Source organism: Alloprevotella rava, from assembly GCF_014195585.1.
Taxonomy (GTDB): domain Bacteria; phylum Bacteroidota; class Bacteroidia; order Bacteroidales; family Bacteroidaceae; genus Alloprevotella; species Alloprevotella rava.
In genome coordinates this window covers 93,996-105,888 of sequence record NZ_JACICA010000005.1, presented here as the reverse complement: position 1 = coordinate 105,888, position 11,893 = coordinate 93,996, and the positions used below count along the sequence as shown (strand labels likewise).

Genomic DNA, 11,893 nt, shown 5'->3' with positions numbered 1-11,893 from the left:
CAAACGGCTTTGGACTATTTCCATGTAGCACAAATGCCGTTGAGAGATATGTCAACAATACTATAATAAAAGATAAACGTATGAAAGTAGCCATCGTTGGTGCCAGCGGCGCCGTGGGTCAGGAGCTTCTCCGCATCTTGGCCGAACGTAATTTTCCCATTGACGAACTCCTGCTCTTCGGCAGCGCTCGCAGTGCAGGAACGAAATATGAATTTCGGGGTAAGGAATATGAGGTGAAACTCTTGCAGCACAACGACGACTTCAAGGGTGTAGACTTCGCCTTCACCAGTGCCGGAGCAGGCACATCGAAGGAGTTTGCCGACACCATCACGAAATATGGCGCGATCATGATCGACAATTCCAGCGCCTTCCGCATGGACGAGGATGTGCCCCTCGTAGTGCCCGAATGCAACGCTGAGGACGCGCTCAACCGCCCCCGAGGCATCATTGCCAACCCCAACTGCACCACCATCATGATGGTAGTGGTGCTCAAACCCCTCGAACAACTCAGCCACATCCGCCGCATCCACATTGCCTCCTACCAGAGCGCGAGCGGAGCGGGTGCAGCCGCCATGGCCGAACTCCAGCAGCAGTACAAAGAGCTCTTGGAGACGGGCAAGGTGGAGACCATCAAGAAGTTCCCCCACCAGCTGGCCTACAACGTGATTCCGCAAATTGATGTGTTCACAGAAACCGACTACACGAAGGAGGAAATGAAAATGTACCACGAGACGCGCAAAATCATGCACAGCGATGTGCAGACCAGCGCAACGTGTGTCCGCATCAGTTCGCTCCGCAGCCACAGCGAAAGCGTATGGCTCGAAACGGAACGCCCCATCACAGCGGAGGAAGCCCGCAAGGTGCTCGCCGCTGCTCCCGGTGTGACGCTCGTCGACGACCCGCAGAACTACGTCTATCCCATGCCGCTCGAGAGTGCCGGTAAGGACGATATCTACGTGGGCCGTGTGCGCAAAGATTTGGCCAACGAAAACGGCCTGACGCTTTGGCTCACTGGCGACCAAATCCGCAAAGGCGCAGCCCTCAACGCTGTCCAGATTGCAGAATATTTGGTGGATAAAAAATAAGAAAAAGGGAAAAGGAAGGCTACCGCCCTCCAGAGAGCCCCCTCCACCTCCCCCATGAGGGGGAGTACTCGGCTACCACTTGCTTACATCTCCGATTAGTCCGGCTCGTCCGACTCATCGGAGATTTTTTGTGTGCCTTCTTTGGCTGAAAGAGCTTCTGCGCAAAAACAGAATAAGGCTGTCGATTGACAGCCTTATTCTGTGAACTGATAGCCTTATTGCGTCAGCTGATAGCCTTATTGCATTTTTGGTGGGATCTGACTGGTCGGACTGGTCGGACCAGTCGGAGGGCCTTTTGGGGAGAAATCGGACTGGTCGGACCAGTCTGAAGAATCAGGACCTGTCTGAGCTTTGCTGGAGTGGGCCTCCTCTCCTTTTATTACCTTCTCAGATTCATGCGGGCCTGCACCACGTTGATGACATAGTCGCCGAGCTTTTCGCACTCTTGGATAATGTCGATGTAGGCCGTTCCGAGGTCGTAGGAATACTTATGTTCGTTGACATTGTCGATGTTCTGGTCGCGCAGACGTTCGCGCAGGTTGTTGATGTCGTTTTCAATCTCGAAAGATTTGTTCACATCCACCTTTTCGCGGTTGTGCTGGAAGGTGTAGTTCATCTGCGTTAAGGCGTCGTTGGTGAGCTTGAACATCTGGAGAATGTTCTCGCGCAGTTCAGGTGTGAACTGCTCTTTGGTGTTGCGGCCTTGGGAGATGGTGCGTGCCAGGTTGTAGCAGCTGTCGCCGATGCTCTCTATCTCGCTGATTTCGCGCAACATATTGCGGATTTTCATCTTCGTGTCATCACTGAGATGGGCGTTGCTCACTTGGTCGAGGTATTTGGCAATCTCAATCTCCATGCTGTCGCTGATGACCTCGTATTTCTTGATGCGTTCCACGATTTTAGCGGCGGTTTCGTGGTTCTGCTCGTGGAGCAAATCCTGCACCATGCCAAACATACGCTGTATGCGCTCGCCGAAGCTGGAGATTTCTTTCTGTGCCTCAAACACGCTCAACTCGGGCGTTTTCATGATGCCCACCTGGATGAAGCGCAGGCGGAAGTCCTCCTCTTCGCCAGTTTCCTTGACGGGAAGAACGAAGCATACGAGGCGCTCGAGCTGCGGGATGAAGCCGATGAGCAGGGCCGTGTTGGTCACGTTGAACGCTGTGTGGAAGGCAGCCAGCACGATGGGGAGGATGGCCGCGCGCTGTGCCACACTGATGGTGGTGTCGGCGGGGTTGTAGCCCACAACGGAACAAACCATGTCCACGAAAGGATAGAACAGGCACATGATCCATACGACGCCGATGACATTGAAGAAGAGGTGGGCAAGGGCTGCACGGCGCGCCTGCGTGTTAGCTCCCAGTGCGGCGAGATTGGCTGTGGCCGTTGTGCCGATGTTCTCACCCATAACGAGCGCTATGCCCAGATAGATGGGTAGCACACCTGTGGAGCAGAGCAGGATGGTGATGGCCATGACGGCTGCAGAGCTTTGCACGAGGCAGGTGATGATCGTACCGATGAAGAGGAAGAGGAAGATGGTCCAGCGACTATTGATGTCGAAGGAGCTGAAGAAGTTGATGGCGTCGGGGTTGTGCTGAAGATCGAGGTCAGTACCCGCGCCGCTCAGCAGAACAAGGGCGAAGAAGAGAAAAGCGATACCGAAGAGGAAGTCGCCAATGTAGCGGTATCGTTTGGAGTAGATGAGGATGATTCCCACAAAGAAGGCGGGGAATACGGCCATGGTGAGGTCGACATTGTAGCCCAGGGACATGATCCAAGCCGTGAGCGTCGTACCGATGTTGGCACCCATGATGACGGAGATGGCCTGTGCCAGCGTGAGAAGTCCGGCATTGACGAAGGACACAGTCATCACGGTGGTGGCCGAAGAGGACTGCACGGCGCAGGTGATAAACGTACCCGTGAGCATACCTGTCAGGCGGTTTGTTGTCATGGCTCCGAGGATGTGTCGGAGTTGCGAGCCGGCCATTTTCTGAAGGGCCTCGCTCATTACTTTCATACCATAGATGAGTAGAGCCAGTGCTCCCAGGATTTTACTGAAGATAATCAGATAATCAGCAGTTGTCATTGTTGTGTGAATGAGGAATGATTCTTTGTTATGATTGAGGAAGTCGCGCGGACTTCATGAATATTTTTTTTGTCGAAACGCTCTGTTGGCGTTTTCAAGGGTCAGGGGATGAGCTCGAGGCGTATCCCCACGTTGGCCACTCCAGGGAGGAGATTGCGGCGCATGAGATGCTGCACGGTGATAGTACCTTTCTGTCCTTTTTCGAGGTGCAGTTCACAAACGGGAAACTCGTATTGGTAGAGACTCACGCCCTGTCCGTTGACATCGCCGTCTTTGTTGGTGAGATGGCAAAGGGCCGTGTCGCGCTCCACCTTTCTTCCTTGCAGTCGGGTGGTGACATTCAAGGCCAGGGTCTGGAAGGGGTAGGGATAGGCGGCCGATGTGCGCACGCCGATGCTGAGGCGGTAGCGGCCAGATTGGTGGATGCTGTCGATGGGAAAGACCAGCGAATCCGTTGTTTCCCATCCGTCCACGGGCGTGGCACGGAAGCTGAACGTTTCCACGCGGCGTTGCCCGCAGCTCCCAAGGATGAGGAGCAGCAGAACGAAGAGCGGCGCGAGGCCAACGAAGAGCTTCTTAGGCTTGCAGAGCATTGTTGTCGGCAGCTTGGTTGTTTCGGTTCTGTGGTCCGCGCGGCCGGTTGTTACGACGGTCGGGGCGCGGTCGGTTATTGCGGCGTTGCTCGCCCCGCCTGTCGGCTTGGGCAGCCTCTGCCGGGCGGTTGGCATTGTCCGTAGGGCGGTTGCCATCCTCTGCCACCCGCTTGTTGGGGGCATTATTGGGGCGTTTGTCGGCCTGGCGCGCTTCGCCGCCGTTGTTGGGGCGTTCGCCCATGGACTTATTGCGGCCGCCGCGGCGCTTGTTGCGACTACGGTCGAAGCGGGTGAGGCTCTCCTGTTCCACGAGATCCACGGGACATTTCGGTTCAGCTGCCGTTTCCTCGGCGAGTTGTAGCGGTTTCTCGCCCCGCTTGTTCATGTCCATTACCTCTTTGGCGCGTTCGGTAGTTATCACCGTGAGGTTGGCCGCCAGGCGTTTGTCGGACGAATAAGTCACGAGGCCCGCCAGGATATCGGCTTTGAAGAAATAGAAAGTAGCATCGGCCGTTTCCAGCTCTATGCGGCGGTCGGGCAGTTGCTGACTCGCCTCCATATAGGTGTCCACCTCGTAGTTGAGACAGCATTTCAGTTTGGCGCACTGTCCCGCCAGTTTCTGCGGATTTGGGGAGATGTCCTGCACGCGCACCGCAGTTGTGCTCACGCTGTTGAAGTTTTTCATCCAGGTGGCGCAGCAGAGTTCGCGCCCACAAGGGCCAATGCCACCGATGCGTCCTGCCTCCTGACGCGCACCTATTTGTTTCATCTCGATGCGCACATGAAACTCGTCGGCCAAGACCTTGATGAGCTTGCGGAAGTCCACGCGTTGATCGGCGATATAATAGAAGATGGCTTTATTCCCATCGCCCTGGTATTCCACATCGCCAATTTTCATGTCCAGGTCTAATTCTTTCGCAATTTGTCGGGAGCGAATCATGGTGTTCTCCTCCAGCGCCTTGGATTCGTTCCATTTCTCGATGTCTGTCTCGCGTGCTTTGCGATACACGCGCTTGATGTCGTTCTCCGGCTTGAGGTTGGCCTTCTTCATCTGCAAGGGCACAAGCTGTCCCGTTAGTGTGACCACGCCGATGTCGTGACCTGGCGCAGATTCCACGGCAACGATGTCGCCCTTTGTCAGGTCGAGGTGATTGTCGTTGCGGAAGTATCCCTTGCGCGTATTTTTGAATTGAACCTCCACCATATCGGAGAGTTCGGCATTGCCTGGTACATCGGCCAGGTAGTCGTATGTATTGAGCTGCTTGTCCTGCCGTCCGCACCCTTCGGCGCAGATGCCTCGCAAGCATTCCGTTGTTTCAAATTCGTGTTGCATCTTTGTCAATGTGCTAATGTGCTAATGTGACGCGAGCCAGCTCGCTGATGTGCCAATGTGTGGCCGCGGTTGCTGTTGCTTTATGCACTTATCTTAAAGCTGAAACGTCAGATCGCCGTGTGCACTATTTTTATTGTTTTCTATTCCTATTATTAAGATGTCTACGACTGGTGCCGATGATGGCGCTCAGTATTCGTTTGATTTCTTCGTTTTGTTGCCAAAGGGATTCATCGAAGGGGTAGCGTTCGTGTCGGCTGCAAATTTTCAGCCAGTAGCTTGTCTCCTCGCATTCCTTAGCGGCAATTTTGAGTTTGTGAATGAAGTCGAGCCGCGTCTCAGCACATTGTGCTTCTTCGATATTTGCACCAATAGATGTTCCCGATCTCCACAATTGGTCGGCCAAGCGATAGATGCGTTGGTCTTCCAAAATTTCTGTGAACTTAATGACATTCAGAGCGAACTCAAAGCTTAGGTCCACAATCCGGTTTCCTGTATTCTCCATAATAGATAAAGGTGTGTTTGGGCGTTATATTGTTGTTGCTTGTATTATTTTGTTTTTTTATTCCCTGCTTCCTTGCATCTGCATTAGCACATTAGCACATCAGCGAGCTTGCTCGCGTCAGATTGTGTCATTATTTTGTCTATCCATTCCCTGCTTTCTTGCATCTGCATTAGCACATTAGCACATCAGCGAGCTTGCTCGCGTCAGATTAGCACATTCACTTAATCAGTAATACGATAAGCTTTAAGCAAAAATCGAAGAAGACCATGCGCGGATTAACGTTGGACTCTATGTCGCGCTGTGCCAACGAAAATTCGTCCATGATACCGATGACGTTGCGCTCATTGATGAAGCGCGCGAAGTTGCGACTGAAGTCGGCCTCCTTTTGCGTTTCGTAGTTGAGTTCCGCCTGCCGGAAGTTGTAGATGAAGTTCTCGCGAATGAGTCGCTGGCAGTAGTCGAGGAAATGTTTCTGACGCTCTCGTCCCCAGGTGCTCACAGTTTCGCTCCAGCGCGAAAGCTCTTTGATGTCGCGCATATAGCAGCGGCGCATGAGGAGTACAAACATATCGAAATACATGGCCGCGTCGGCGTTCACTCCGAGCTGCTGAAGCGCGAGAGTGTAGTTGCCGTTCGCGCTGCGGGCTATGGTGCGCGCGTCGGCCTCCTGAAGGCCACGCTGGCGGCAGAGCGCCTGCTCTATGTCCTCTTGGCGGAGCGCGGGGAAGTCGATGCGTTGCACCCTACTAAGGATGGTGGGCAGGAGCTTTTCGGGCTGGTCGCTCACGAGGATGAAAGCCGTGCGCCCGATGGGTTCTTCGAGCGTTTTGAGGAGTTTGTTGGAGCAGGAGAGGTTCATCTTGTCGGCTTGCCATACGATGACGACTTTGTAGCCGCCGGCTTTTTGTGCCACAAGACTGAGTTTCTGTATGATTTCTGTGCTTTGACTTTCGTAGATTTCAGGTTGCTGATTTTCGATGCCGAGGCGGTTGTTCCATGTGTCTCGACTGATCCAGGGCGTTTCAGAGAGCAGTGTGCGCCATTCAGAGATAAAGGTGTCGCTGACGGCTGTGGTGCTGGAGCTCTTTTTGAAAATGGGGAAGATGAAGTGGAGGTCGGGGTGCGCGAAGTGGGCCGTCATGGCGCAGTCGTTACAATGTCCGCACGGCGTAAGTCCCTGGCGTTGTTGGCAGAGCAGCGCCGTGGCAAAAGCCAAAGCCATGGGGAGTTTTCCGCTTCCCGCAGGGCCGCAGAAGAGTTGTGCGTGGGGCACGCGTCCTTCCTCCAACTGGCGGAGTAAGAGGCGTTTCACACCCTCCTGACCTATGACCTCGTCCATATTCATATTTTCGATACCTTAAAGACTTCCATCCTAAAAACAAACGTTTGCTGGCACGATGAAGTGCCCGTATTTCACGTTGCAAAGATACAAAAAGAAAAATACAATAAGGCTGTCAGCTGACACCTTTATTGTGTCAGCCAGCATCCTTATTGTGTCAGCTGACAGCCTTATTGTATTGGAGGTCGGACAAGTAGGAAGGCTCGGACTGGTCGGACTAGTCGGACTTGTCGGAGATTCTCTTGGGGGATTGGGTGTCGGACAAGTCAGACTGGTCGGACAAGTCCGACCAGTCCGAGCCCCAAACCAGTGGCAGCCGAGCACTCCCCCTCATGGGGGAGGTGGAGGGGGCTTTATCCCTTCCTCCCGTCTTTTTATTATCTTTGCACCCTAAAACAACGAATTATGAGATATGCCGGACTGATAAGTGGTGGAGTGGACAGTGCCGTGGCCGTTCATCTGATGAAAGAACAAGGCATCACGCCCGACCTTTTCTATATCAAAATTGGTTCAGGACCTGAAGGAGAGTGGGACTGCTCTGCTGAGGAAGACTGGGAAATGGCGTCGACCGTGGCACGAAAATACGGGTGTCGCCTCGATCTGATTGATTTGCAAAAGGAATACTGGGAATATGTTGTGGGCTACATCGTGGATCGCCTAAAGGCGGGACTGACGCCCAACTCCGATGTGATGTGCAATAAATACATCAAATTCGGGGTCTTCGAACAGCGCGTGGGACATGAGTACGACCGCGTGGCTACGGGGCATTACGCCCAAACGGAACGAGACGCCGACGGCAACGTGTGGCTCACTACCAGTCCCGACCCTGTGAAAGATCAGACCGACTTCCTCGCACAGCTCGACAACCTCGGACTGCGTAAAATCATGTTCCCCATCGGCCATCTCCTCAAGGAGGAAGTGCGCGACATTGCCGAACGCGAACACCTCGCACCGGCACATCGCCACGACAGCCAGGGTATCTGCTTCTTGGGGAAAATACGCTTCTCTGAACTCGCACGGAAATATCTCGGCGAGAAAGAAGGCCTCGTGGTGGAAAAGGAAACCGGCAACATCATAGGTAAGCACTCCGGCTATTGGTTCTTTACCATCGGTCAGCGCAAAGGCCTCGGCTTCGGCGGCGGCCCGTGGTACGTGGTGGGCAAAGACATTCGCCGCAACATCATCTATGTGTCCCACGGTTTCCAAACGCAAGCTGCCTACGGGCGCGAGTTCTTCGTGAGCCAGCCCAATTTCCTTACGCTCAACCCCTTTGCGGCGGACGGTGAATACGACATTACTTTCAAGGTGCGCCATACTCCCGAGTTCACCCCCGGCCGTCTCCTCGTCAGTCGCGGGCGCTATAAAATCGTCTCCGCCGAAGATGTCCAGGGCATCGCCCCAGGTCAGTTTGCTTGCCTCTATGACGCCCAGCACCATCGCTGCTACGGCAGTGGGGAGATAGCACAAAGTCGCTAACTATGTCTTACAAAATGTGCGAAATCTTTATTTCTAAATAGCAGAAATGAAGATTTCGCACTGTTTTATTTGGCTTGGTGAAGAATAACCCATATATTTGCGCGCTTTTAAGCTGGAAATGAGAAAGTTTCTCCGCTCAAGGCTTGAGCAAAGCGTGCTCCGCCTCTTGCAAGAAAAATACAGAACTACATTTCCCTTATATCTATCAATAAATAGTGTTATTACAGATGGTAAAAGAAATAATCATGAGAAAGAAAACGTATACCTCACCCGTTATCGCCGTTTATTCCTTTTGTGAGGAAACCCCACTGATGAATATGTCGCCCGGTACAGGCCAGCACAATTCTGGGGAACACGGAACAGGCCCTGAAGCCGAGGATACGCGGCAACAACGATGGAACGCTGGCAATGCTTCTCAGCTCTGGGAAGACTGAAGCGTGTGAACAACAAAATAGAGAAACCGAATTATAGCAAAAAGATCATGATAAAACTCTCCAATAAAACATTCCTCGGAATTGCTGCGCTCTTTTGCGCCATCTTCCTGCTGGCAGCTTGCAGCAGCGAGGAAATCACGCCCGCTACTCCCGGCGGCAATGCCTCAAAAGTGCTGACAACTTTCGTGGCGGGAACACCTGCCACCAACGATACGCCGACGACTTCCTCCAGCCGCCACACCTCCATGGACTACACCACGGGCAACTTCTTCTGGGAAGAGGGCGACCGCATTTTTGTGAAGGACGACAACGGCCAGTGGCAACGGAGCAGCAATGCAGTCGATGCCGCTCATGCCCATTCCGCTGCGTTCGAATTCAAAGTACCCGGAACGTTCACAGCCAGCAACACGTATAAGATATACTACGCCGGAAAGAACGGTACGAACGACCAAGTCAGTATCAGTACTGCGCAAACGCAAACATCGCCTAATACCACCGTACACATCGGAGACGCTGGCGACTGCGGTATTGCCGATGCCACGCGCCGCGGCACAACCAATGAGTTCGACTTCCGTCTCAACCATCAGGCGGCAATGCTCGTTTTTCAGCCCTATACGACCAATGCCGTTCTGCAGCGCTGCACGCTGACGAAGATAGAAGTTTTGGCAGAGGATGAAGTGGCTGGCACTTACACGCTTGATCCCACAACAAATAGTCTGACGGGCAACGGCAATTCTAAAACTATCGTTCTGACCACCAAAGGTACGGGCGCATACGCCGATGGTTTCCTCCTGACAAATACGACGCCCGATCGCTCTCTTAATGGTGCTTACATGGTGATCAAGCCTGGCACGCACCGTCTCAAAGTGCGCTTCTGGCTCAAGGATAATGTTGACAACATTGAAGGCACTATCACCAAGCGTTTCCCATCGTTCAACTACGCCGCTAATACTTACTACGACCTTTCGGCAAATCTCAAACTGAAAGAATATGGTGCTCGCGACTATTCCATGTGGGATGCCAAAGAGCCTTATTGGAGTGGTCACGAGTGGGATTCTACCGATCCTTGGCAGCCTACAATGAACGGCGAAAGCCATTCGGGACAACCGATACCCAGCGATCGCCTCAGATGGTATGCCGATGCGGGCAGCAATAAGATAGCACCCAAAACGGACCGCTTCAAAGCTACGCCCAATGTCAACCTCATGCGCTGGTATGCTGAAAAGGGAAATCCACACTGGGATGGCGATGAGCTATGGTTTTCTATGGGACATCTCCGAAAAGGTGGGCTGTGGTTGAAGAAAAAAGCAGTGATAGCGGCCGAAAACTCTACAACCCTCGCTGCGATGAGTACTGCGGCGCCCGATGGAACTAACTATGATGTGCTAAACATCGAATATCCTTACCAAAAGAACTCTATTGACAAGAGCGTGCTTTCGGCCAGTGAAACGGCCAACTATTTCTACTTGCCGACAGCAGGGGATTATATAGCCTCTTCTTCCTTTGTTCCTGCGAAGTTAGAATCTGTCGGTTCGAGCGGCTACTACTGGACATCAACATCTGTTGGCTATTATTCTTATTGTCTTCAGTTTTTCAGGAATAACAATGGAACAATCAGCCTGCGCATTGCTAAAATTTCTCGCACCTATGGCATCCTGCCTTGGCCCTTTGAGTGAGAACGGACTATAAATGTGAAAGTGCATAATTCGCTATAAATTTTGGCCACAAACTTTTGCAAAATTCAGCACAAGTTTGTGGCTTTTTTCATGTCCTCCCACTTCTTCTCAAATCTGTGTGTTTTCTCTCTTTTCCATCTCTTTTCGGCTGGAAAGTTCATGGCTGAAAGTCGTAAGGCGGTGTCTGAAAGCGTTGGGCGCAACTAAAAAACGCGAGATTATGCCCTACTCTTGCGCTTTTTTCGTACTTTCGCGACATGCCAAGTTTTGCTTATTATCGTCTGCCGGGCAAGCGCTCGTATGTCCGACTGTTCCGCGAGGGAGCAGTGGGGACATTGGCGTCGGTAGAAGAAGCCGACGGGCGAATGGGATTCCTCATCGCGCCTTTCACGCCGAACGAAACAACGCCCATTGTCTTGCTCGAACCCGAAGAGGTGCGGGAAGGCGTTGTGCCCGAGGGGGCTATCTTCGTGCTGCCTGCGGCGCGGCGCAGCGAGAACCGCGAAACTTACGGACAAGCCTTTCGCGCCATGCAGCAAGTGCTGCGGACGGGCCAGTGCGATAAGGTGGTGCTGGCGCGCACGGCCACAATGCCCATTCCTCCTCTTTCTAACGAAGCGTTAGAACGTTTTTTCTTTGCCGCGTGTGCGGCGCATCCCCATGCTTTTGTGTCGCTTTTTCAAACCCCTCAAACGGACTGCTGGCTGGTAGCCACGCCCGAACGACTGCTTACGCACGAAAACGGCGCGTGGCAGACGATGGCGTTGGCCGGCACTATGGCCTGTGCGGACGGAGCGTGTGTACCCTTCAACGCGTGGAGCGAGAAAAATCGCCGCGAGCAACGCCTCGTGGCGCAGTATGTTCGCGAACAGCTCCGCCAGTTGGGCGTTGAGCCGGAGGAGAGTGAGACATACGTGCGCAAGGTAGGGGCGATTTGTCACCTCGAAACGGATTTCCGCTTCCTACTTCCCGCTGGATTGGGCGTAGGAACTGTGCTTTCGCACTTACACCCCACGCCGGCCGTATGTGGTGTGCCAACGGAGCGCGCGCGCAGAGCCATCCTCGAATATGAACCAGAGCCGCGCCGCTACTATGCCGGTTTTTGCGGCCCGCTCCATCTGCTCCATGAAACGCGCCTTTATGTCAATCTGCGCTGCCTGGAAGTGATGCCCTCCCTCCTGCGTTTCCACGCCGGCGGCGGACTTCTCCCCGAGAGCAACGAAGAGGACGAATGGCTGGAAACGCAGCGCAAAATGGCAGCTCCGCTCGAGCATCTCACAGCGCCCATCTCCGTTGTTCTTTCAGGCGAAAAGCCCCGCGCCGTATAGTGCTGTTGGCAAGCAAAACAGGGCTACCGATAACCTTCTTT

General features: G+C 53.4%; 10 protein-coding genes. 5 read left to right on the top strand and 5 right to left on the bottom strand.

The annotated features are described in order from the left end of the window. Window positions 1–80 precede the first annotated feature (80 nt). Window positions 81–1,085, top strand: coding sequence for an aspartate-semialdehyde dehydrogenase (locus FHS60_RS05920; protein WP_183696352.1), 1,005 nt, complete (start codon window positions 81–83; stop codon window positions 1,083–1,085). A gap of 379 nt (window positions 1,086–1,464) precedes the next feature. On the opposite strand, the gene FHS60_RS05915 is transcribed toward FHS60_RS05920, so the two are convergent. From FHS60_RS05915 to holB, 5 genes are all read right to left on the bottom strand, one after another. Continuing rightward, window positions 1,465–3,171, bottom strand: a complete 1,707-nt coding sequence (locus tag FHS60_RS05915; RefSeq protein ID WP_183696349.1) for a Na/Pi cotransporter family protein — start codon at window positions 3,169–3,171, stop codon at window positions 1,465–1,467. A gap of 101 nt (window positions 3,172–3,272) precedes the next feature. Further along, the gene (locus FHS60_RS05910) at window positions 3,273–3,764 is read right to left on the bottom strand and encodes a gliding motility lipoprotein GldH (RefSeq protein ID WP_183696346.1); all 492 of its coding nucleotides are present in this window, start codon (window positions 3,762–3,764) and stop codon (window positions 3,273–3,275) included. Continuing rightward, window positions 3,748–5,097: a PSP1 domain-containing protein gene (locus FHS60_RS05905; RefSeq protein WP_183696343.1), complete on the bottom strand. Its 1,350-nt coding sequence runs from the start codon at window positions 5,095–5,097 to the stop codon at window positions 3,748–3,750. The genes FHS60_RS05910 and FHS60_RS05905 overlap by 17 nt, the downstream gene beginning before the upstream one ends. Window positions 5,098–5,227: 130 nt before the next feature. Next, the gene (locus FHS60_RS05900; RefSeq protein ID WP_183696340.1) at window positions 5,228–5,599 is read right to left on the bottom strand and encodes a four helix bundle protein; all 372 of its coding nucleotides are present in this window, start codon (window positions 5,597–5,599) and stop codon (window positions 5,228–5,230) included. Between the two features lie 217 nt (window positions 5,600–5,816). Then, window positions 5,817–6,944, bottom strand: coding sequence for a DNA polymerase III subunit delta' (gene holB / locus FHS60_RS05895; protein ID WP_183696337.1), 1,128 nt, complete (start codon window positions 6,942–6,944; stop codon window positions 5,817–5,819). A gap of 399 nt (window positions 6,945–7,343) precedes the next feature. Here holB and mnmA point away from each other — a divergent pair, with 399 nt between their 5' ends. The 4 genes from mnmA to FHS60_RS05875 all read left to right on the top strand — a co-directional run bounded on the left by mnmA (window position 7,344) and on the right by FHS60_RS05875 (window position 11,852). Then, window positions 7,344–8,414: a tRNA 2-thiouridine(34) synthase MnmA gene (mnmA, locus tag FHS60_RS05890; RefSeq protein ID WP_183696334.1), complete on the top strand. Its 1,071-nt coding sequence runs from the start codon at window positions 7,344–7,346 to the stop codon at window positions 8,412–8,414. Between the two features lie 245 nt (window positions 8,415–8,659). Further along, window positions 8,660–8,848, top strand: a complete 189-nt coding sequence (locus FHS60_RS05885; RefSeq protein ID WP_183696331.1) for a hypothetical protein — start codon at window positions 8,660–8,662, stop codon at window positions 8,846–8,848. Between the two features lie 47 nt (window positions 8,849–8,895). Continuing rightward, complete coding sequence (locus FHS60_RS05880) at window positions 8,896–10,524, top strand: hypothetical protein (protein WP_183696514.1); 1,629 nt, start codon at window positions 8,896–8,898, stop codon at window positions 10,522–10,524. A 257-nt stretch (window positions 10,525–10,781) separates the two neighbouring features. Further along, a complete protein-coding gene (locus tag FHS60_RS05875) occupies window positions 10,782–11,852 on the top strand; it encodes a chorismate-binding protein (protein WP_183696328.1) in 1,071 nt (356 codons plus the stop codon). Window positions 11,853–11,893: the final 41 nt, after the last annotated feature.

Coding starts and splice junctions, on each gene's coding strand:
- FHS60_RS05905 (WP_183696343.1), bottom strand. CDS start 5,097: ATGCAACACGAATTTGAAACAACGGAATGCTTGCGAGGCATCTGCGCC.
- mnmA (WP_183696334.1), top strand. CDS start 7,344: ATGAGATATGCCGGACTGATAAGTGGTGGAGTGGACAGTGCCGTGGCC.
- FHS60_RS05920 (WP_183696352.1), top strand. CDS start 81: ATGAAAGTAGCCATCGTTGGTGCCAGCGGCGCCGTGGGTCAGGAGCTT.
- FHS60_RS05875 (WP_183696328.1), top strand. CDS start 10,782: ATGCCAAGTTTTGCTTATTATCGTCTGCCGGGCAAGCGCTCGTATGTC.
- FHS60_RS05900 (WP_183696340.1), bottom strand. CDS start 5,599: ATGGAGAATACAGGAAACCGGATTGTGGACCTAAGCTTTGAGTTCGCT.
- FHS60_RS05885 (WP_183696331.1), top strand. CDS start 8,660: ATGAGAAAGAAAACGTATACCTCACCCGTTATCGCCGTTTATTCCTTT.
- FHS60_RS05915 (WP_183696349.1), bottom strand. CDS start 3,171: ATGACAACTGCTGATTATCTGATTATCTTCAGTAAAATCCTGGGAGCA.
- FHS60_RS05880 (WP_183696514.1), top strand. CDS start 8,896: ATGATAAAACTCTCCAATAAAACATTCCTCGGAATTGCTGCGCTCTTT.
- FHS60_RS05910 (WP_183696346.1), bottom strand. CDS start 3,764: ATGCTCTGCAAGCCTAAGAAGCTCTTCGTTGGCCTCGCGCCGCTCTTC.
- holB (WP_183696337.1), bottom strand. CDS start 6,944: ATGAATATGGACGAGGTCATAGGTCAGGAGGGTGTGAAACGCCTCTTA.